The following is a 21147-nucleotide window of genomic DNA, read 5'->3' as shown; positions in this document are numbered from 1 at the left end:
CGACGGCCCCCGGGCGGCCCGCGGGTCTGCCGGCCGGGTGCGCCGACCTGGCGCTGTCACGTTGAGTGATGGACAGCCGGAACAGTCGGGCGGTACCGAGCTGTGCGACTGCCGTGTGTCCCGGTCCTTCTGGAGTTCCGTTCACCGCTCGCTCCCGCAGGGCAGTTGTGACGTACGAATGTGGTCGGGCCAGGTCAGGCTGGGAAAGTGTGCCGATCATAGAGGGCTCCCGTGGGGCCGTTCCAGTGACCTTGGCGGCCTGTGGACAACGGGTCCCCGACCCCCTGCCCCCGGACGATCGTTTCTGCGCGGGTGTGGCGGGGGCCGATCCTCCTCTGATCGGTTGTGACTGTCGGTGAACTGGCCGCACGTGCCCGGGTGTGTCGCCGATCACCCGGCTGGTGCAGCGGAACAGGACGTACAGCGGCAAATCCTCACAGGGTGGTGAGACATCACGTTTCTCGTACGGAGGTCGACGTGCAGGGTCAGCAGCCGCCCCCGCAACCACCCGAGGGAGTGCACCGCCCGAGTCTGCGCGCCGCGGCGGCGGGCCTGTTCTGCCTCGCCGCCATCGCCGCGACCGGCCTGGTGGCGGGGCCGTCGGCGGCCGCCTCCGCGCCGGGCTCCTGCGCCCTGCCGCGCACCGCGGCGCACCCCTCCCTGGGCCTCGACACCTGGAACACCGCCTACCCGAAGCCCGAGCGGCGCCTCGACGCGGTGATGATCTTCCTGTCCTTCCCGGACTCCCGGCCGCTGACCGGCACGGGTGAGATCGCGGCCTCGTACTTCCCGGACACCAGCCGCTTCTTCGAGCAGTCCTCGTACGGTCGGTTCACGCTCCGGGCCCACCCCCGCAAGGGCTGGCTGCGCATGCCCCGGGCGTCGACCGCGTACGCCATACAGCGCGACTGGGCGCCGGACCGGCGCGCCGCCTACCTGCGGGACGCGCTGGCGGTGGCGGACCCGGTGGTGGACTTCTCCCGCTACGACATCGTCTACCTCGTCGCGGACCCGGACGCCCCGGGCGTGGACTCCGACGCGACGAAGGTCGTGAACCTGCGGACCCCGCTGCGGGCCGACGGCGCGGCCATCCGCCGGGTGGTGACCCTGTTCGAGGGGAACCCGCCGGACCGCAACGTCCTCGCGCACGAGACCGGCCACGTCTTCGACCTGCCGGACCTGTACCACCGCCCGGTGGACGGGAAGGGCGACTGGGACACGTACGTCGGCGACTGGGACGTCATGGGCAGCCAGTTCGCGCTGGCCCCCGAGTTCCTCGGCTGGCACAAGTGGAAGCTGGGCTGGCTGGGGGAGCGGCAGGTCCGCTGCGTGCGCGGCCCCGAGGTGTTCTCCCTGGAGCCGCTCGCGGCGCGGCCCGCCCGCGGGACGACGCCCGGCACACGGCTGGCGGTGGTGCGGACCGGGCAGCACAGCGCCCTGGCCGTCGAAGCGCGCGGCGCGGTCGGCAACGACCGCGGGGCCTGCACGGAGGGCGTGCTCGTCTACCGGGTGCGGGGTGAGGCGGCGTCCGGCGCCGGCCCGGTGGAGGTGATCGACGCGCACCCCCTCACGGACGCCTGCAGGGACCGCTCGGTGTACCCGCCGCTGGCCGACGCGCCCCTGGGGGTGGGGGAGGCGTTCACGGTGCCCGGCGGGACGACCCGGGTCGAGGTCGTGGGCCGGACGGCGACGGGCACGTGGACGGTGAAGATCACTCCGTAGGCCGCCGAAGGCCCTTCGGGGCACCTTCCGGAGCACGAAGAAGCCCCCCGCTTCCGCGAGGGGCTTCTTCCGTCTGTGCGCCGCCAGGGACTCGAACCCCGGACCCGCTGATTAAGAGTCAGCTGCTCTAACCAACTGAGCTAGCGGCGCCTGCTGACGTCGTAGACATTAGCACCCGGATCCCGGTCCGGCGAAATCGATACCCGCACGTCCCGGCCGGGTGTGGCGCGTGCCACGCGGACGCAGGCCCAGAGCAACACCTCGGGGCCGGGCAGCCAGGGGGAGCGGGTGTCCGGAGCGACGAGCCAGCGGGGTCCGTCCCCGCTGCCGGCACCGGGGACCAGGGGCGGGACCGTCACGGCGTCGCCCGCGCCGTGGCACAGCAGAGGCGGGACCGCGCCGCCCCACTCCTCCCAGTCCAGCAGGGACGGCAGCCGGCGGGCGGTGCCGGGGGCGGCGAGCAGCAGGACCCGGCCGCGGTGCGCGGCGACCGGCCCGGAGCCCGGCCCCTCGTCCCAGAGCCGGTCCAGCAGGCGCCGCCCGAAGAACGCCGGGACGTTCACGACGTCGAAGGCGCGGCCGCAGGGCAGCACGGCGGGCGCGGCCGGGCGCGCCTCCCACAGCGCCAGCGTGGAGTCCGGGTACGCCGAGGCCGACACGAGCCAGTCCACGCCCTCCGCGGTGACCTGCGTGGCGTGCTGCGGACCGCTCCCGCCCACCGGCCGCCGGACGGGGGCGGCGCGGCGGGCGGCGCGGGCGTCGTCGCCGTGGACGGGGGACAGCGGGGTCGCGGGGCGCAGCCAGGTGCTCATGCGTCCAGGTCTACCGGCTGTGACGGGTCGAACCCGCTGAGTTCCCGGAATCGAAGACAGGACGGGGAGCAAGCCGCTATCGTTCGCCCCCGGCATATGTCGCCTGCGGGGTGCGGCCCCCTGTCCGGTCAACGGCACGGACACCGGTTTCACTCGTCCGGGGTCCGACCGCCGCCCTTGATCAGGTCGCGTCCGAAGTCGACCATCCGCTGCGCGTAGTCCTCGGTCCACTCCGCCCGCGCCGCGATGTCGGCGGTGGTGAGCCGGTCGAAGCGGCGCGGGTCGGCGAGCTGCGCCGCCGCGATCGCCTGGTACTCCACGGCCCGGTCCGCGGCCGCCCGGAAGGCGAGCGCGAGCTCGGTCGAGCGGGAGAGGAGCTCGCGGGGGTCCTCGATCGACTCCAGGTCGAAGAAGTGCTCCGGGTCGGAGGCGGCCGCCGCAGGTTCGAAGAGCAGAGGGCCCGGCCTCAGCCGCCGCTGCTGCTCGCTCCGCTCGGTTTCCGCCATTGACGACTCCCCACATCCGATGCCCGGGCCGCCGTTCTCGTTCCCCGCGGCCACCGACCATTGTCCCGCCTCCCGCAAGACCGCGTCCGGCCGCCCCGTGGCGGCCGCGCGGGCCCGCTGTCAGGAGCCCGGCGCGTCGGTCCCGTCCCGGCCGGCTGCCCTCACGCCCTCCGGCGCTGCCCCGCGCGCTCCGGGGGCGACCGGCGGGCCGGCCGTTCCCGGGTCGGCGGCACGTCGCGAACGACCCCTTCCGGTCAGGTGTTCCCCTTGTTCGATTAGCCTGCCGTGGACCTCAGGGATGATCATGTGCTTTTCGGGCGGGGGCCCGCAGGGGGGAGTGCCGTGCTCTACAGGCCGTCACAGGACGGGCGGGCCGCCGCGGCGGGACGCCTCAACCGGGTGTGCTCCACCGTGCGCCGCCGGACCCCGCTGTGGTCGGTACCGGTGCTGTGGACGGTCGCCCTCGGGCTGTGGGGACTGTCCCGGCAGGACAGCGTCTGGCGCGACGAGGCCGCGACCTGGCAGGTCGCCCGGCGGTCCACCGCCGACATCCTGCGCATGCTGGAACACGTCGACGTGGTGCACGGGCTCTACTACCTGCTCATGCACGGCCTCTTCGGGTGCTTCGGCGCCTCCACCACCACTCTGCGGCTGCCCTCGGTGCTCGCCGTGGCCGCCGCGGCCGGCTGTGTGGCCGCCCTCGGACACCGGCTGGCCGGCGCCTGGGCGGGCCTCGGCGGAGGACTGGTGCTCGGACTGCTGCCCGCCGTCCAGTTCCACCTCCAGGAAGGACGTCCCTACGCCCTGGTCGCGGCCGGGGCCGGGATCGCGACGCTGCTGCTCGTGGGCGCGCTCCAGGGACGCGCGGGACCGGCACGCTGGGCTGCCTACGGCGCCGCGGTCGCCGTGTGCGGCCTGCTCAACTGGCTCTCGCTGCTGATGCTGCCGGCGCATCTGGCGACCCTGCTGTGGGTGCGCCCGCAGCGACGGCTGTGGGCGTGCTGGGCCGCGGCCTCGGCGGCCGCCGCAGCCACGGTCCTGCCGCTGGTCCTCGCCAGCCGCAGCCAGTCCGGCCAGGTGTCCTGGATACCGCCGCTGACGTGGCACATGATGATCGGCCCCGCCGTCCTGCTGGCGATCGGCGCGGTCGGGGCCCTCGCCGACCGCCCGCGCCCCGGGCGGCTGTCGGCGGCGTCCGTCGGCCTGCCGCTGCTGGCGGTGCCGCACCTCGGCCTGACCGGCCTGTCCCTGGTCCGGCCGCTGTTCGTGGACCGGTACGTCCTCTTCAGCCTGCTGGGGCTGGCGCTGCTGATCGGCGCGGCCCTCGGCGCGCTCGTCCGCGCGGCCGCGCCGCGGTTCCCCGGAGCGGCGCCGTGGCTGGTGCCCGTCCTCGTCGCGGCGGCGGTGCTGGCCCTGCTGCCGCAGTCCCTGGCCAAGCGGTCCCCGGCCAGCCGGGTCGACGACGTCCTCGCCGTGGCCGCGCAGGTGCGGCGGGTGAAGCAGCCCGGCGACGCGGTGCTCTACATACCGGCGGCGCGGCGGGACACCGGACTGGTCTCCCCCGACGCCGTGGCCGGCCTGCGGGACGTCGCGCTCGCGCGGAGCCCCGAGGAGTCCGCCACGCTCAAGGGCGAGGAGGCCGGGCCCGACCGGATACGGGCCGCGATGCTGGCCCAGCGGCGCATCCTGCTCGTCACGGACGCGCAGCAGGTGGCGAGACCGGTGGCCGGCGCCCGTGACAAGGCGAAGGCGGCCGTGCTGGAGGAACACTTCACCGCGGTGGCGGACCACCAGGTGCGGGGCCGCCGGGTCACGGTGTACGAGCGCCTCCCCGCCCCGCGGTGACGGCGGGCCCAGGCCCCCTCGCCCGGCTCCCGCGGACCCACCGCCCACGACGCCGACCCCTCCCGGCGGCCGTCGGCGGCGCATCGCCGCGGGCGCCGGATGGTGCCGCGCGGCAGCGGACACGGCCGCCCCGTACGCACCCACCTCTCCGCGTCCCTCCGCACGCCCGCCCGGGACGGCGTGAACCGGCCGCGGCGGACGGCGGGCGCCTCCCCGCGGGCCGTCCTGCCGGCCGCGTGCGCCCGCCGTCCCTCCCGGGCGGCGGGCTGGCGGCCCGTACGGCCGTGCCGGGCATCCCGGGCCCGGGCGGGCACCCCTGCCGGGCGGGACGGACGGCGGGTCAGGGGCGCCAGCTGACGCGGTGCTCCGACCAGTGGTCCCACGTGGACATCATCGCCTCCCAGCCGTCCGGGAACTTCACCGTCACCCCGAGCTGCACCGGTTCCGTCGAGGGGTGCTCGTCCAGCAGCTCCGCCACGCCCGCACGGCACACCACCACGCAGGCGTGCCGGTGGCGCGAGGCCAGCACGCACAGGCGGCCCGTCTCCAGGTGGAACGCCGTCGCGTCGGGGCGGCCGGACAGCGGGTGCAGGACCACCGTCAGGTCGTACTCACGCCCCTGCAGCCGGTTCGCCGTGTCCACCGTGACACCCGGCGGCACCCCCAGGTCGTGCAGCGCCGCGCGCACCGCCGCCGCCTGGTCCCGGTGGGCCGTGCCGACGGCCACCCGGTCCGGGGTGAGCGGCACCGGCCCGTCCGCCCGCTCACTGACCGCGGCCGCACCCCGGTCCAGGAGGCGGCGCACCACCAGCGCACACGCCCGCACCGCTTCCGGGTCCGTACGGGGCGTGTGGCGCGCGGGCAGCTCCAGCAGCCCCCACCCCGACTCCGCCGCCTCGTCCAGCACCCGGTCCGCCGGCGAGCCGTCGCCCCGCGCCCCGAACGTCAGCCGGCGGTCCTCCGGGCCGGTGCCCGCACGGAACCGCGTGTACGGGTAGAACGCGTCGGACACCAGCGGCGCCGCCGACGCGGGCAGCCGCCACGACACCGGCAGGCGGTGCTGCGGCAGCTCCGGGTTGTGCGCCAGCAGCGTCGACACCGCGCTCGCCGACGGGTCGTACGACAGCCCCGCCCACTGGTCGGCCGTGACGACGGAGAACGGGTCCAGCTGCCCGGGGTCCCCGACGAACAGCGCCCGCTCGAACAGGCCCGCCACGGCGAGCAGCGCGTCCGAACGCATCTGGTACGCCTCGTCGACGATCGCGTGGCGCCACGGCTCGACGCCCTTCACGTGCGCCCACTTCGCCGCCGTCGACAGCACCACGGGCAGCCCCGCCAGGTCCGCGGCCTTCGCCGACTTCCGCACGGTGTCCAGGGCGTCCAGCGCCCGGTCGTACGGGTCGCTGTCGCTGGAGTGCAACCGCCCCAGCTCCAGCCCGGGTTCCTTCTCCGCGAGCCGCAGCACCAAGTCGTCGACCTGCGCGTTCGTCTGCGCCACGACCATCAGGGGCCGCCCCGCCGCCGCGAGTTCCCGCGCCGCCGTCACCACCAGCGTCGACTTGCCCGCGCCCGGCGGGGAATCCACCACCACCCCGCGGTCCGCCCCGTGCAGCGTGTCGTGCAGGATCCGCGCGGTCGCGCGGGCGGCCTCCGCCGCCGGGTCGAAGACGTCCGCCACCGTCACAGGAAGTCCTCCCCGGTCACCGGGTCGGGTGCCTCCGCCAGATCCGCGCGCGGCGGCCCCCCGTGCGTCCACGGCGTCTCCTCCGGGTCCGGCAGCTTCGGCCCCACCCGCTGGTCGTGCTCGAACAGCGTCCACACGATCCGGTCCCCCTTCTGCGGCACCGAGCCCTCCGCCGGCTCCCGCGACCTGCCCATCCGGTCCAGGACCCGCAGCACCACCCCGGGCCCGGCCCCCCGCTCCCCGGCCTCCTCGAACCGGACGAACTCCGCGCTCTGCGGGCGGCCGTCCAGCGACCGGTACGCCTTCACCCCCGGCCCCAGGTGCGGTGCGTCGTCCGTGCGCACCGTCAGCAGCGGGCGGGGCGACGGGCGCTTCGACTCCGTCCACGCCATCTCCACGTCCACGACCTCCCCGAGGAACGCCTCCCCGGCGAGCCGCCGCCCCGCCATCACCAGCGGATCGTCCAGCGCTTCCTGCGCGTCCAGCTGCGTCTGCGCCGCCTCCCGCGCGGCGAGCTTCTGCGCGGCCGTCACCGCGTCGTCCCGGCGCGGCTGCGGCGGCTCGCCCGCCCGCACCCGGTCCCGGTGCCCCGTGAACGACCAGCGGTCCCGCGTCCAGCGGTCCGCCACCCGCGGCCCCGCCGGCAGATCCCGCAGCAGTCCCAGGGCCCGCCACACCGCGTCCCACGTGGGCCGCAGCTGAGTCAGCAGCAGGCGCCGGACCTCGCTCTCCGCCCGGTGCAGCGCGCCCAGCCGCTCGTCGGCCGCCTCGCCGTCCTCGGCGGTCGCGAGCGCCTGCCGCGCCCGGTCGTACCGCTCGATCGCGGGCGCCAGCAGCCGGTTGTCGAACGCAGGGTCCGTCGCCGGGCCCGCCGGCGGGCACAGCAGCTGCCCGTCCCGGTCCCGCCCCAGCTCCGCCCGCAGCGCGGCGGCCGCACCCTGCTCCCCCTCGGGAGGGTCGATCCACGCCAGCAGCGCCCCCAGGTGCTGGTCCTCCAGCGACGACTGGCCCGTCGCCCAGTGCCGGTTCAGCAGCTCCGTCGCCGCCACCAGCAGCGACGAGCCGGGCACCCGCGCCCGCTCGCCGTAGTGCGTCAGCCACCGCCCCAGCAGCGGCACGCGCGCCGGCGCGGGAAACGGGGTCTCGGGGTCCTGCTCGGCGGTCCGCCGGAACCGCGTCGACCGCCCCAGGAGCCGTACGTACTCCACGCCCGCCCGGTTCGGCACGACGATCTGCGGCGCGTCCGCGCACAGGTCGACCGCCACCTTCACCTTCTTGCCGGTCTCCGGATCGGTCTCGGACCGCTCCGCCTGCTCCACCACGTCCGCGTACGCGTCGAGGTGCGGCAGGACCTCCTCCGCCAGGTCCGCGAGGAACGCGAACCGCAGGTCGCGGTCGCGGGGCTGCGGCACGACGAGCAGCCGGGGCGCCGCCGGGTCCGAGCCGACCAGGGCCCCGAGCGGCGCGCCCGCCTCGCCCGCCGTCGTCAGCGGCACCAGCACCAGCGGCCGGTCCGACACGTGCCGGTGCCGCACCGTCGCCAGCGGGCGCGCCCGCCCCGCCTCCACGGCCTCCAGCCGCGCCAGCGTGGAGATCAACGACATGCCCCGGCCTCCTCCCGCACCGGGCGGTCCCCCCGGCACCCCGCCGCGCCCCCCGCCCCCGGGGCCGCGGCCTCCAGCGCCTCCGCCCGCAGCGCCGCCGCCCGGCGCAGCGCCGCCACCGCCGGGTCGTCGGCCTCGCCCGCCTCGCCGCGGGCCGCCGCCAGGACCGCGCCGACCGTCGTCAACCCCCCGAGCTCGCCCCGCACCGAGCGGCCCAGCACCTCCACGGCACCCGCGCCGCGGGACCGCTCCCGGCAGTGGAACGCCAGCTCGCAGGAGGACAGGCACTCCGGCGCGTACGCGTGCGGCACCGCGTCCACGGCCGCCGCCAGCTCCTCCGCGGAGCACGCCGACACGTCGAAGGTGAGTCCCTCGGGCAGGGCCGCCGCGATGTCGTCGAGCCGGGTCAGCCGCGCCAGCTGCCGCCGGGTCACCGCGAGCTGCTTGCGCACGTCCACGGCGGAGCCGGCCGGCTGGTTGGAGAAGTCCTTCGGGCAGACCAGCAGCACCGACGCCGCGACCTGCGCGCCGGGCGTCACCGCCGCCACCCGTTCCAGCGCCAGCACGTACACCGCCGCCTGCCGGGCCGCCGCACCCACCTTCGCCGCGTCGGCCGCCCCGTCGATCATCGGGAACGACTTGATCTCCACGACCGTCCACCGCCCGTCCGGCCGCACCACCACCACGTCCGGCTCCAGGTACACCGGGGAGCCCGCCACCTCCAGCGCCAGCAGCGGATGGTCCAGCACGGTCCACCCCCCGGCCGCCGTCGCCTCCCGCAGTGCCAGCGCCGTGCGGGCCGTGCGGCCCTCGGGCCCGGCGGCCGCCAGGTCCGGCGTCCGCACCTCCCCGGCCGCGTCCGCGCCCAGCAGCCGCAGCAGCTCGGCGCCGCCGCCCGCCTTCACCCTGGCCTCGAAGGCGTTCCCCCGCATGAACGCGAACTGCGACTGCCCGAAACCGGGCTGCGCGCCCAGCGCGGACGCCAGCGCGAGCTTGTCCACCCCGGCCCCGTCCAGCAGCGCGCGGCGGCGGCAGCCCGGGTTCGCCGCCAGCGCGGCCAGCGCCCGGGCGTCCATCGGATGCGGCGCGGCGGCGGGACCGCGCAGCTCGGCCAGGCGCAGCCGGAGGGACGTCTGCGGAGTGTGCGGAGCCGGACGCGGCCCGCTGCCCAGGGAATCGCTCACCGCGGAAGTCTCCCATCCGCCACTGACAGACGGGGACGGTCCACCGGACGGCCCCGGGTCCCGGCCGCCGCTCCGCGCGGACACCCGTACGCGATGATGGACGGGTACGCCGCTGCACCCGCCGTCGTGTGCACACCTTCCGCGGGCTCCCCGACAAGCCCGCGAACACCCAGGAGAACCACCCATGGCACCGCGCATCCTGCTCGCCCGGCACGGCCAGACCGAGTGGTCGCTGCTCGGCAGGCACACCGGCAGGACCGACATCCCCCTGCTCGACGAGGGCAGGCGCGGCGCGGAGCTGCTGGGCGGGCGGCTGCACCGCGGCCCCTGGGCGGGCCTCGCCGGGTACGAGATCCGCACCAGCCCCCTGTCCCGCGCGCGGGAGACCTGTGAGCTGGCCGGTTTCGGGGACCGCGCGGAGACCTGGGACGCGCTCATGGAGTTCGACTACGGCGCCTACGAGGGCATGACGCCCGCCGAGATCCAGGCCGCCCGCCCCGGCTGGCTCATCTGGCGCGACGGCGTCCCGGAGGGCGAGACCCTGGCGGAGGTGGCCGCCCGCGCGGACGAGGTCGTGGCGTGGGCCCGCTCGGCCGACCGGGACGTGCTGGTCTTCGCGCACGGACACATCCTGCGCTCCATCGCCGCGCGCTGGCTGGGCGAGGACGTCTCCTTCGCCGCACGCATCAACCTCGCCCCGACGAGCCTGTCGCGGCTCGGCTGGGCGTACGGCGCCCCCGCGATCGAGCGCTGGAACGACACGGGGCACCTGGAGGCGTAACGCGCGGCCGCCGCCGCTCCGCTTCTTTCCCGGACGCCCACGTGCGGCCCGCCGCGCCTCCGCGCGCGCAGGCCCCGGTGCCGGGGCGCCCCACTCCGCCGGACCGCCACGGCTCCGTGCGCGAGAGCCCGGGAGCCTCGCCGCGGCTGGTCGGAGGCCCTGCACGCCCAGGCCCCGGGCCCGACGGGCACCTCGGCCGCCGCCGGACCGCCTCCCCTACGCGCGCGCGGGCCCCGGGGGCCGCGGGGAGCCGGACGGTCCTGCCCCCGGCAGACGGGTGCGGCGCGCCGCGCCGGCACCTCCCGCGCCGGTGCGCCGGGCGAGGAACGCCGCCACCTGGGGCGCGGTGCGCCACGGCTCCAGCGCCCGCGCCGTCTCGGCGAGCATCGCCCGGATCCGTGTCGACTGCACCTCGCCCAGGGCGTCCAGGACCCGGCCGCCCGCCTCCGCGGCCTCCTCCGGCGAGCCGTCGCGGGCCAGGCCGGCCGCCAGCCGGGCCCGGTACAGGGCCCGGTTCCTGGCGAACTCGGGGCCTCCGAGCGCCGCCGCGTGCCGGGCGTGCCGCACCGCGCGGCGGCCGTCGCCCAGCAGGGACCAGCACTGGGCCTCCAGGAACTCCAGTTCCGGCTCGCCGAAGAACGACATCCACTCCGGGTCGGCGTCCGACGGTCCCCGGCCGAACAGCGCGTGCGCCCTGCCGAGGGCCCGCTCGCACGCGGCCCTGTCCCGCAGGCCCGCCCAGCCGTTCGCCTCGCGCAGCGCGAGCAGCGCAGGCAGGCGGCCTCCCGGCAGGTGGCGGACGGCCTGCTGCCCGGCCTGCGCCGCCCGCACGGCCTCCCGGTGCCGGCCCGCGTCCGTGGCCAGGAACGCCATGTTCGAGAACGCGTGCGCCTCCAGGCCCGGGTGGGCCGCGACCCGCGCGGTGGCCAGGGCCTCCGCGTAGTGCGAGCGCGCGTCGTCCAGGCGGCCCGAGTCGTGGGCCAGCCAGCCCACGGACAGGGCGAGCTCGCCGGCGCCCGCGTGCAGCCGGTCGGCGGTCGACCCGCGGGCCGTCGTCCCGGCGTCGAGCAGCGCGTACGCCGAGCGCAGCGGGCCGGACGCCGTCCGGTACAGCGCGTCGGCTCCGTGCCGGTCGTCGAACAGCCTGATCTGCCGGACGGCGCTCTCGACGGCGCTCACCTCGGTCTCGCCGAAGCGGCCGCCGGCCCGCGGCGCGGGAATGGCGGCCAGCGCCTCCAGGCCGCCGCTGCCGAAGGTGGCGGCCGCCACCGAGACGGTGCCGCCCCTCATGAATGCGCGACGCCGCACGTCGCTCTCCTCGTGGTCCAGGGACGGGGCGGGTGCGGGGGGCGCCGGGGCGGGGGCGGCGGCGCGCGCGCCCCGGCCGCGCACCGTCTCCCGTGCGACGAACCCCAGGTCCGTCAGCGACCGGCCGGGGAACATGTGCAGGAAGACCCGTTCGTAGGCGTAGTTGGGGCAACGGATCTCACCCGACTCCACGCGCCCGATGTAGCGGGCGTCGCAGGAGACCTGCTCCCCGATCTCCCGGGCGGCCCGGCGGACCGCGGCGGCGAACTCCCCGGCGGAGCGGTGTCCGCGCAGCCGGCGGAAGGCGAGATTCGGTACTGCCCGTGACGAGGCCATGACGGGTCCTCCCCTGCGTGCTGCCGATGCTCCGGCGGAGCAAGAACGTACCGGCGCGGGACGGCGTCCATACAGTGCTTTTCTGGGCGAAAGGCGCGTATCGCCCTCGATCTGCTAGGAAGTGCCATCCTTTGCGGCGGTGTCCGGCCGTAGCCGTTGACAGGTGGCGGCCGTTGAACCCGGTGGAACGGAGGCAGCGCGGCGACCGAAGCCGCCGGACGGTGCCTCCGACCCGTCCACCGGGACCGGAGCAAGGAGGACATCCCTTGTGGGAAGCCAGCACGGAGGCCGCAGCGCACGCCCGTACTCCGCAGCACCCTTCGCCGACCGCCCTCCGGCACCAGCCGTGCGACCTGGTGACGGTCCCGGCCCGCCAGGGACTTGAGGCGGTCGACATCCTGCGCCGCACCGGCGCCCCGTCGGTCGGCCCCGTCCTCCACGACGACGCGAGCGACACGCTGGGCTTCCTCGTGCCGCCCGGCACCGCGGCGGCCTGGGACGTGCCCGGCAGCGCCTGCACCCGCACCCCCGGGCACGGCCTGCGCCTGACGGCCGAGCCGCCGGTCGCCGGCACGGGCTGGCTGCTGCCCCCGGCCGACGCCGACCCGCTCACGGACCCCGCCACCCTCCGCGAGGCCCTCGGTGAGGCGGCCCGCCTCATCCGCGCCGCCGACGACTGCCACTGAGCGCGCGCCGGGCGCGACCCGGCCCACTCGCGGCGGGTCGCCCCGCCCGGCGCGGAGCCCCGTCCGCGCCCCGGGCGCCGGCGCTGTCCCTCGGCGCCCCCCGCGCCGCGGTGCGGGGTGCTGCGCCGCCCTGCCCCTGCGACCCGGGTCGCGTCCGGTCCCTCCGGTCCGTGCGGTCATGCACAGCAGTACGGTGCGGGCCGGCGCCGCGCTCAACCGCGCTCCGCCGCCGCGGGTCCTGCGCCCCCTGCGGACCGGCCCCGGCCGGGGCCCCTCCTCGGAGGGACGGCCTGGCCCGCACGGCCCGGCGCCCCTCGGCCTGCCGCCCCGTACTTCCTGCCTGGCGGGCGCGGCCCGTCGGCTGGCCTGCTGCTTCCCGCCGGTGGGCGTTGCCCGCCGGGACGGCCTGCCGCCGCCCCGCTCGCTGCCCCCGCCGGGTCGCCGCACGCCCGTCGCGAGCCGTCGGCCCGGCGCCGGGCCGCCCGCAGCGCGGGGATGCCGCACGGCCCGCGCCGCCCCGGACGGACGCCCGCGGGGGCCGCCGCCGATAATGGGTCCGTGGCGAAGGGCAGGCAGCAGCGGCGTGGGCGGGAGACCGTGGCCGAGACGGTGGACGGCGGGCTCGCGGAGCTCGTACCCGACCGGGACCGGCCGCGGGCCTGGACCCTCCTCGTCGACGGCGCCCCGCAGTCACACGTCGACCTGGACGACCCGGCCCGCCTCGACTTCGCCTACCAGCGGCGCCTCGGGCACGTCATCGACCTCGCCGCCCCGCCGGGGCGCCCCCTGCACGCCGTGCACCTGGGCGGCGGCGCCCTCACCCTCGCCCGGTACGTCGCCGCCACCCGCCCCCGCTCCACCCAGCAGGTCGTCGAGATCGACGCGCCGCTCGTCCAGCTCGTGCGGCGGGTGCTGCCCCTCGATCCCGGCGCCCGCATACGGGTCCGGGGCGGCGACGCCCGCGCCGGCCTCGCCCGGCTCCCCGACGGCTGGGCCGACCTCGTCGTCGCCGACGTCTTCAGCGGCGCCCGCACCCCCGCCCACCTCACCAGCACCGAGTTCCTCACCGAGGTGCGGCGCGTCCTGAAAGCCGGCGGCACGTACGCCGCGAACCTCGCCGACGGCCCGCCGCTCGGGCACCTGCGCGGGCAGATCGCCACCGCGGCGGAGGTGTTCCCCGACCTCGCCCTCGCCGCCGACCCGGTGGTGCTGCGCGCCCGCCGCTTCGGCAACGCCGTCCTCGTCGCCTCGGACACCCCGCTGCCCGTCGCGGACCTGACGCGGCGCGTCGCCACCGACCCGCACCCGGGGCGCGTCGAACACGGCCGTGCCCTCGCCGACTTCGCCGGCGGCGCCGCACCCGTCACCGACGCGAACGCCGCGCCCTCTCCCGCGCCGCCGCCGGAACTGTTCCGGTAGCCGTCACGCCGGGCGCTCGTCGATCTCCACCCGGGGCGCCGTGTCGTGCCAGACGCAGAACACCGACACCTCCCGCCCGTCGCCGGTGAACGTCACCCGGATCCACGTGTCCTGTTTCCACACCTGCATCTGCCAGCCCGACGCCGGGGTGGCCGACACCAGCTCCGCCGAGCGGTCGCCGAGGGAGAACGCCACCCAGCCGCCCGCCACCGCGTAACTCCGCACCGTGCCCTGGACGGACGGCGACGGCGACGGGGCGGCCGGCGCGGCAGGCGGGGCGGAACCCGTGCCGCGGCCCGACGGCTCCGCCGCGGGCGGCGGCGCGGCCGGGGACGACGGGGGCCGCGCGGACCGGGACGGGGACGGGGACGGGACCGGTTTCGGGCGGTGCGTCGACGCCGCCTGCGGCGCCGGGCTCTCCGGGACCGCCGCCAGCGGCACCGCCGCCGGACGGTCGTACACCGTCCCGGTCATCACCGCGCGCACGCCCCACCACGAGAGGGTGACCGCCGCGCCCGTGGCGAGCGACCACGCCGTGGCGTGAACCAGTCCTCTTCGCATCCGGGCCATAGTGCACCACCCGCCCACGGCGTCAACACCGGTCCCGCTCATTCCGCCTCATGGCGTACGGTGCCGCCCATGGCAAGTGTGCTCGTGGTCGAGGACGACCAGTTCGTGCGCTCCGCCCTCATCCGGCACCTGACCGAGGCCGCCCACACCGTGCGGAGCGTCGGAACGGCCCTGGAGGCGCTGCGCGAGGTCGCCCATCTCCGCTTCGACGTCGTCATCCTGGACCTCGGTCTGCCCGACCTCGACGGGGCGGAGGCGCTGAAGATGCTGCGCGGCATCACCGACGTACCGGTGATCATCGCCACCGCCCGGGACGACGAGGCCGAGATCGTACGGCTCCTCAACGACGGCGCGGACGACTACCTCACCAAGCCGTTCTCCGTGGAGCACCTGTCCGCGCGGATCGCCGCCGTGCTGCGCCGGGCCCGCGCCGCAGGGGGCGCGGGCGAGCTGCCGCACAGCACCACCCTCCGCGTCGGCGGGCTCGCCATCGACCCGCTGCGCCGCCAGGCCGAACTGGACGGCCGCCGACTCGACCTGACGCGCCGCGAGTTCGACCTGCTGGCGTTCCTCGCCGGGCGGCCCGGCGTCGTCGTGCCGCGCCGCGAACTCCTCGCCGAGGTGTGGCAGCAGTCGTACGGGGACGACCAGACCATCGACGTCCACCTGTCCTGGCTGCGCCGCAAACTGGGGGAGACCGCGGCCAACCCCCGCTACCTGCACACCCTGCGCGGCGTGGGCGTGAAGCTGGAGCCGCCGCAGGAGGCCCTGCCGTGAGATGGGCCCTCGTCAAGGTGGCGCTCGCCGTCACCACCATGGTCGTCCTCGCCTTCGCCGTGCCCCTCGGCCTGGTCATCAAGGAGATGGCCCGCGACCGCGCCTTCGGCGACGCCGAACGGCAGGCCGCCGCCCTCGGCCCCACCCTGTCCATCACCACCGACCGGGGCGCCCTCGAACGGGCCGTCGCCTCCACCCGGGCGGGCGCCGACGGCCGGATGGCCGTGCACGTCCCCGCGCCGCCCGACCGGCCGTCCGCCACACCCCTGGAGATCGGCACGGGCCGCGCGGGCGACGCCGACCTGGACACCGTGCGCCGGGTCCCGCGCGCCTCCGTCACCGAGGTCGAGGGCGGCTCCGTGCTGCTCCAGCCGACCGCCCTCAGCACCGGGAAGATCGCCATCGTCGAGGTGTACGTCCCCGAAGGGGAGCTGACCCGCGGCCTCACCACAGCGTGGCTGACCCTCGCCGGGGTGGGCGCCGCCCTGGTCGTCGGCTCCGTCGCGGTCGCCGACCGGCTCGGCGTGCGCATGGTGCTGCCCGCCCAGCGCCTGGCCCGCGCCGCCCGCGAGCTCGGCGACGGCAGGCTCGGCGCCCGCGTCCGCGAGGAGGGCCCCGCCGAACTCCGTTCCGCCGCCGTCGCCTTCAACTCGATGGCCGACCAGGTCGTGCAACTCCTCGCCAACGAACGCGAACTGGCCGCCGACCTGTCCCACCGGCTGCGCACCCCGCTCACCGTGCTGCGCCTCAACACCGCGTCCCTCGGCGACGGCCCGGCCGCCGAGCAGACCCGCGCGGCCGTGGAGCAGCTGGAGCGGGAGGTGGACACCATCATCCGCACGGCCAGGGAGGCCAAGCCGCAGACGCAGGCGGCGGGGCCCGGAGCGGGCTGCGACGTCTCCGAGGTCGTACGGGACCGGATGGCGTTCTGGTCGGCGCTCGCGGAGGACGAGGGCCGCAAGGTGCGCCTCGCCGGCACCGACCGGCCGGTGCGGATCCCCGTGGCGCGCCCCGACCTGGCCGCCGCCCTCGACGCGCTGCTCGGCAACGTCTTCCGGCACACCCCGGAGGGCACCGCCTTCTCCGTCGACGTCCACAACGGGGAGGACGCCGTCATCGTGCTCGTCTCGGACGCGGGGCCCGGCATCGAGGACCCGGAGGCCGCCCTGGCCCGCGGCAACAGCGGGGAACGGGCCGGGTCGACGGGGCTCGGCCTGGACATCGTGCGGCGCGTCGCCGAGGCCACGGGCGGTGACGTCCGCATCGGGCACTCCGTCCTGGGCGGCACGGAGGTGCGGGTCTGGCTGGGCCTCGACGGCCGCCGCACCGGCGGCTCGGACGGCCGCGCCCACCGGGTGCGGCGCCGCCGCCGCAGGGCCGTCCCCGCCTGAGCGCCCGGGACGCGCACCCGGCCGCAGCTCCCCGCGGCGTGCTGGGGCGTGCCCGCCGTGCAGCCGTCGCGGGCGGTGGGGGACCATGACGGGGTCCCCGCGCGCGGCGCGCCCGTCCCTGCTGCCGCGCCACGAGCCGAAAGCGCCTCACGACCATGCCGTACCTCCTCACCTCCCTGCCGCCCGTCGCCCAGGGCATCGCCATCGCCGCGGGCGGCCCGGTCCTCCTCTGGTCCCTGTGGAGCACCGCCCGGCTGGCCGCCGCCAAGCGGAAGGGCACGGACGGCATCGACCTCGCCGCCTACGGCCTGGCCCCGCGCCACCTGCTCGACCCGTCGCGGAGCGGGCCGCCGGAGCCCGAGGCGGTCCTCGCCGTCCAGGCCGCGCAGGGCGGCGACCGGCGGCCCGCGGCGGCCCTGCTCGCGGACGCGGGCGAGGACTGGGACCTGCGCTGGGACCGGCTCGCCGCGCTAGCCCTCGCGGCCGCGCAGGACGGGCGCTGGCTGGCGGAGTGGCGGGCCGAGCGGCCCGAGGACCCGGACGCGGCAGCCGTCCACGCGGAGGCGCTGCTCCGGCAGGCGTGGGCAGCGCGCGGGGGCAGCTACGCCCGGGACGCCTCCGCCGACGACCTGGAGCGCTTCCGGCAGCTGCTGACCGCCGCCGTGCAGGCCGCCCGCGAGGCCGCCGCGCTCGCGCCCCGCGACCCGTCCCCGTGGGTCACCCTGGTCTCCGCCGCCCGCGGACTCGCCCTGCCGCACGCCGACTTCCGGCAGCTGTGGGACGAGCTGACCGCCCGCGCCCCCCACCACTTCTTCGGGCACCTCAACGCCCTCCAGTACTGGTGCGCCAAGTGGTGCGGCTCCCACGCGCTGGCCCAGCGCTTCGCCGACGGCGCCGCCCGCTCCGCGCCCGAGGGCAGCCTGCTGTCCGTGCTGCCCCTCCAGGCGGCGTTCGAACGGGCCTTGGCGCGCGCCGCGTACACCCCGCTCGGCGGCAGGAACACGCCGGGAGATCTCGACGCCGTCCGCGACGCCGTGGCCGCCGCGCCCTCCGACGACCCGCGGCTGCCGTACGTCCGGCACATCCTCGCCGGGGCGCTCGTCGTCGCGGGGCGGGGCCGGGAGGCGCTGGAGCAGTTCCGGGCGGTGGAACCGTGGGTGGGCGCCCACCCGTGGACCTGCCACCCCGACCCCGCCGCCGCCTTCGACCATGCCCGCGCGGTGGCGGTGTACCGCTCCGGCAGGTGGCCGTGGCTGCTGATGGGAGCGGCGCGGCCGCGCGCGAAGCAGGACCGTTAACCGGGTCCGATGGGCGCCTTAAGCGCGCCCTAAGATCCCCGACTGCCGCCCGACATTCCCTGTTTGACGGGTTCGGGCCCGCTAGCGTGCTGCCGCACCCCACCCCCACACATGAGGCAGGCACAGCGCATGGGCATACGCAGCGGCGCCGTCACCGGCGGCCACCGACGCGGGAGCAGCCGCAGGGCGAAGGCGGTCGGCGCCCTGGTGGCGGCCGCGGTGGCCGGAGGGGCGGCGTTCGCGTTCACCGGGACCGCCCAGGCGGCGGCGGTGAGCGCGCAGTACACCCGGACCAGCGCGTGGAGCGGCGGCTACACCGGCCAGTACGTCATCGCCAACGCCACCGGCGAGACCCGCACCGGCTGGACCCTGGAGTTCGACCTCCCGGCCGGGACCCGGATCACGTCCCTGTGGAACGGCGAGCACACCGTGGACGGGCGGCACGTCACCGTGAAGCCCGCGAGCTGGAACAAGGACCTGGCGCCCGGCGCCTCCGTCACCGTCGGCTTCGTCACGGCCGCCGCCGAGGGCGGCGCCGGGGACCCGGCGGGCTGCCTCATCGACGGCGCGAAGTGCTCCGCCGACCCCGGCACCACACCCCGGCCCAGCGGCCGCCCCACCGACCGGCCGACCCCGGCCCCGAGCACCACGACCGCGTCCCCGCGGCCCACGGCGCCGACGGGCACCCCCACCACCCCCGCGCCCCCCACCACCCCTGCCCCGGACCCGTCGCCCACCCCGACCGGTGGCGCCCCGGCCGGTGCCGTCGGGTTCGCGCCGTACGTCGACACCTCCCTCCACCCGGCGTACGACCTGCTCGACACCGCGGCGAGGACCGGCGTCCGGGACTTCACCCTGGCCTTCGTCACCGCGGGGAACGGCTGCGAACCGCGCTGGGGCGGCGTCACCGCCCTCGCCGACGACAAGGTGGCCGCGCAGATCGGTGCCCTGCGGGCCCGGGGCGGGGACGTGCGGGTGTCGTTCGGCGGCGCGGCCGGCCGCGAGCTGGCCCTCGCCTGCTCCACCCCCGACGCCCTGGCCGACGCCTACGGCGAGGTCGTCGACCGGTACAGGCTGACGAAGGTCGACTTCGACGTCGAGGGCGCCGCCCTGCCCGACACGGCCGCCAACACCCGCCGCGCCCAGGCCGTCGCCCGTCTCCAGAAGGACCACCCCGGCCTGGACGTGTCGTTCACGCTGCCCGTCATGCCCGAGGGGCTGACCCAGCCCGGCGTCGGCCTGCTCGCCGACGCGAGGAAGAACGGCGTGCGGATCGGCGCCGTCAACATCATGGCGATGGACTACGGCCCCGCCTACAGCGGCGACATGGGCACCTACGCCGTGCAGGCGGCGACCGCGACCCAGGCCCAGGTCAAGGCCGTGCTGGGGCTGTCCGACGCGGCCGCCTGGAAGACCGTCGCGGTCACCCCGATGATCGGCGTCAACGACGTCACGACGGAGGTCTTCAGGGTCGACGACGCGACACAGCTCGCCGCGTTCGCCCGGTCCAAGGGCATCGCCTGGCTGTCGATGTGGTCCGCCACCCGCGACAAGCAGTGCCCCGACGGGGCCGTGAACCGCGCGGACGCCACGTGCAGCTCCATCCTTCAGGAGCCGCTGGCCTTCACGAAGGCGTTCGCCGCGACCCGCTGACGCCCCACCCCCCACACCGCGCGCTCCGGCCGTCACCCCACCGCGGCCGGAGCGCGCCCCCTCACGCCCCCGGCAGGTCCGGGAGGACACCGCTGCGGGCGAGCCGCGCGTACCAGTGCGCGCTGGCCTTCGGGGTCCGGGTCTGCGTCGCGTAGTCCACGTGCACCGCCCCGAACCGCTTCGCGTAGCCGTACGACCATTCGAAGTTGTCCAGCAGCGACCACAGGAAGTAGCCGCGCACGTCCGCGCCGCTCTCCACGGCCCGGTGCACCGCCTCCAGGTGGCGGTGCAGGTAGGCGACGCGCTCCGGGTCGTCGACCGAGCCGTCCGGGCCCACCGCGTCCTCGTACGCCGCGCCGTTCTCCGTGACGTACAGCGGCAGGTCCGGGTACTCCCGGGTCATCCGCATCAGCAGGTCGTACAGCCCGGAAGCGTCCACGGACCAGCCCATCGCGGTCCGCTCGCCGGGCGGCTGGTGGAAGACCACGTCGTCCGCACCCGCCCACGGCGAGTGCCCCCCGCCGCCGTGCCCGCCGTCGGCCATGACGCTGCCGACGCCGACCCGGGCGACCGCCGACACCAGCGTCGGCGTGTAGTAGTTGACGCCCAGGAAGTCCAGCGCCTGCTGCGCCGTCGCCGCGTCGGCCGGCCGGACGAACGACCAGTCCGTGAGCCGGGCCGTGTCGGCGGCCAGGTCCTCCGGGTAGGCGCCCTCCAGCATGGGCCCGAGCCAGATGCGGTTGCCGACCGCGTCGATGCGGCGGGCCGCGTCCAGGTCCTCCGTCGTCCCGGTCAGCGGCCTGACCTGGTGCAGGTTCAGCGACACCCCCACCTCCGCGCGCGCCGGGAGCGCCGCCCGCAGGGCCTGTACGGCCAGGCCGTGGCCCAGGTTCAGGTGGTGGGCGGCGCGCAGCGCGGCCACCGGGTCGGTGCGGCCCGGCGCGTGCACCCCGGAGCCGTAGCCGAGGAAGGCGCTGCACCACGGCTCGTTGAGCGTGGTCCAGCGGTCGACGCGGTCGCCGAGCGCGTCCCCGACGAGCCCCGCGTACGCGGCGAACCGTTCGGCCGTCGCCCGGTGCGGCCAGCCGCCCGCGTCCTCCAGCTCCTGCGGCAGGTCCCAGTGGTAGAGGGTGACCGCCGGCCGGATCCCGGCGGCGAGCAGCTCGTCGACCAGTGCCCGGTAGAAGTCCAGGCCCTTCTGCACGGCCGGCCCGCGCCCGGTGGGCTGCACCCGCGGCCACGAAACGGAGAAGCGGTACGCGGTCAGGCCCAGTTCCTTCATGAGCCGGACGTCCTCACGGAACCGGTGGTAGTGGTCCACGGCCACATCGCCCGTGTGACCCTCGAAGACCTTCCCCGGCGTGTGGCTGAAGGTGTCCCAGATGGACGGGGTGCGGCCGTCCTCCCGGGCGGCGCCCTCGATCTGGTACGCGGCGGTGGCGGCGCCCCACAGGAACCCCGGGGGGAACCGGCGGGCCGCGGTGAGTGGGCGGGTGTCGGAGGCAGTCATAGGGGGAGCGCTCCCAGAGGTAGGTGGGGGTTACTCGGACAGCGGACACGGCGGACGCAGC

At 76.8% G+C, this 21147-nt stretch carries 18 protein-coding genes and 1 tRNA gene; 10 read left to right on the top strand and 9 right to left on the bottom strand.

Features of this window, described 5'->3' with window-relative positions:
• The first annotated feature begins 477 nt into the window (after positions 1–477).
• Positions 478–1722: a M6 family metalloprotease domain-containing protein gene (locus BJP40_RS02630; RefSeq protein ID WP_226962632.1), complete on the top strand. Its 1245-nt coding sequence runs from the start codon at positions 478–480 to the stop codon at positions 1720–1722.
• 76 nt (positions 1723–1798) lie between these two features.
• Here the strand turns inward: BJP40_RS02630 and BJP40_RS02625 are convergent.
• The 3 genes from BJP40_RS02625 to BJP40_RS02615 form a co-directional block, all read right to left on the bottom strand.
• A tRNA-Lys gene (locus BJP40_RS02625) sits at positions 1799–1872 on the bottom strand.
• Positions 1863–2534, bottom strand: coding sequence for a bifunctional DNA primase/polymerase (locus BJP40_RS02620; protein ID WP_079170858.1), 672 nt, complete (start codon positions 2532–2534; stop codon positions 1863–1865). Before BJP40_RS02620 ends, BJP40_RS02625 begins: the two co-directional genes overlap by 10 nt.
• 149 nt (positions 2535–2683) lie before the next feature.
• The gene (locus BJP40_RS02615) at positions 2684–3040 is read right to left on the bottom strand and encodes a hypothetical protein (protein WP_071268793.1); all 357 of its coding nucleotides are present in this window, start codon (positions 3038–3040) and stop codon (positions 2684–2686) included.
• Positions 3041–3439: 399 nt separating this feature from the next.
• Between BJP40_RS02615 and BJP40_RS02610 the strand changes: the two genes are divergently transcribed.
• Positions 3440–4885, top strand: coding sequence for a hypothetical protein (locus BJP40_RS02610; RefSeq protein WP_371258588.1), 1446 nt, complete (start codon positions 3440–3442; stop codon positions 4883–4885).
• A 340-nt stretch (positions 4886–5225) separates the two neighbouring features.
• On the opposite strand, the gene BJP40_RS02605 is transcribed toward BJP40_RS02610, so the two are convergent.
• From BJP40_RS02605 to BJP40_RS02595, 3 genes are read right to left on the bottom strand one after another with little or no spacing between them, the layout of a single operon-like run.
• On the bottom strand, positions 5226–6569 hold the full coding sequence (locus tag BJP40_RS02605) for an AAA domain-containing protein (protein WP_071268794.1): 1344 nt from the start codon (positions 6567–6569) through the stop codon (positions 5226–5228).
• Positions 6566–8173 carry a hypothetical protein gene (locus BJP40_RS02600; RefSeq protein ID WP_071278267.1) on the bottom strand — a complete coding sequence of 536 codons (1608 nt, stop codon included), beginning with the start codon at positions 8171–8173 and terminating at the stop codon, positions 6566–6568. Before BJP40_RS02600 ends, BJP40_RS02605 begins: the two co-directional genes overlap by 4 nt.
• Positions 8164–9357 (bottom strand): hypothetical protein, encoded by a 1194-nt coding sequence (locus BJP40_RS02595; RefSeq protein ID WP_071278266.1) that lies wholly within the window; start codon positions 9355–9357, stop codon positions 8164–8166. The genes BJP40_RS02600 and BJP40_RS02595 overlap by 10 nt, the downstream gene beginning before the upstream one ends.
• A 184-nt stretch (positions 9358–9541) precedes the next feature.
• On the opposite strand from BJP40_RS02595, the gene BJP40_RS02590 reads away from it, so the two are divergent.
• Complete coding sequence (locus tag BJP40_RS02590) at positions 9542–10138, top strand: histidine phosphatase family protein (protein ID WP_071271544.1); 597 nt, start codon at positions 9542–9544, stop codon at positions 10136–10138.
• 216 nt (positions 10139–10354) lie between these two features.
• Here BJP40_RS02590 and BJP40_RS02585 read toward each other — a convergent pair whose 3' ends face one another.
• Positions 10355–11782 (bottom strand): transcriptional regulator, encoded by a 1428-nt coding sequence (locus tag BJP40_RS02585; protein WP_079170857.1) that lies wholly within the window; start codon positions 11780–11782, stop codon positions 10355–10357.
• 266 nt (positions 11783–12048) lie between these two features.
• Here BJP40_RS02585 and BJP40_RS02580 point away from each other — a divergent pair, with 266 nt between their 5' ends.
• Positions 12049–12468: a hypothetical protein gene (locus tag BJP40_RS02580; protein ID WP_071278265.1), complete on the top strand. Its 420-nt coding sequence runs from the start codon at positions 12049–12051 to the stop codon at positions 12466–12468.
• A gap of 495 nt (positions 12469–12963) precedes the next feature.
• Entirely contained in the window at positions 12964–13887 is a 924-nt protein-coding gene (locus tag BJP40_RS02575) for a fused MFS/spermidine synthase (RefSeq protein WP_107416680.1), read from the top strand.
• Between the two features lie 3 nt (positions 13888–13890).
• Here the strand turns inward: BJP40_RS02575 and BJP40_RS36180 are convergent, their stop codons facing one another.
• Positions 13891–14097, bottom strand: a complete 207-nt coding sequence (locus tag BJP40_RS36180) for a hypothetical protein (RefSeq protein ID WP_319020102.1) — start codon at positions 14095–14097, stop codon at positions 13891–13893.
• A 16-nt stretch (positions 14098–14113) separates the two neighbouring features.
• Here BJP40_RS36180 and BJP40_RS36175 point away from each other — a divergent pair, with 16 nt between their 5' ends.
• From BJP40_RS36175 to BJP40_RS02550, 5 genes are all read left to right on the top strand, one after another.
• Positions 14114–14431, top strand: coding sequence for a hypothetical protein (locus BJP40_RS36175; protein WP_319020103.1), 318 nt, complete (start codon positions 14114–14116; stop codon positions 14429–14431).
• Positions 14432–14526: 95 nt separating this feature from the next.
• Complete coding sequence (locus BJP40_RS02565; RefSeq protein ID WP_079169200.1) at positions 14527–15234, top strand: response regulator transcription factor; 708 nt, start codon at positions 14527–14529, stop codon at positions 15232–15234.
• A complete protein-coding gene (locus tag BJP40_RS02560) occupies positions 15231–16625 on the top strand; it encodes a HAMP domain-containing sensor histidine kinase (protein ID WP_071278262.1) in 1395 nt (464 codons plus the stop codon). Before BJP40_RS02565 ends, BJP40_RS02560 begins: the two co-directional genes overlap by 4 nt.
• A 155-nt stretch (positions 16626–16780) precedes the next feature.
• The gene (locus BJP40_RS02555) at positions 16781–17923 is read left to right on the top strand and encodes a hypothetical protein (protein ID WP_071278261.1); all 1143 of its coding nucleotides are present in this window, start codon (positions 16781–16783) and stop codon (positions 17921–17923) included.
• Between the two features lie 129 nt (positions 17924–18052).
• Positions 18053–19576 (top strand): cellulose binding domain-containing protein, encoded by a 1524-nt coding sequence (locus tag BJP40_RS02550; protein WP_071278260.1) that lies wholly within the window; start codon positions 18053–18055, stop codon positions 19574–19576.
• 61 nt (positions 19577–19637) lie between these two features.
• Here BJP40_RS02550 and BJP40_RS02545 read toward each other — a convergent pair whose 3' ends face one another.
• Positions 19638–21086, bottom strand: coding sequence for a glycoside hydrolase family 1 protein (locus BJP40_RS02545; RefSeq protein WP_071278259.1), 1449 nt, complete (start codon positions 21084–21086; stop codon positions 19638–19640).
• Positions 21087–21147 lie beyond the last annotated feature (61 nt).

It is taken from the genome of Streptomyces sp. CC53, from assembly GCF_001865245.1.
Taxonomy (GTDB): domain Bacteria; phylum Actinomycetota; class Actinomycetes; order Streptomycetales; family Streptomycetaceae; genus Streptomyces.
This window is presented reverse-complemented; position numbering and strand designations above follow the sequence as displayed.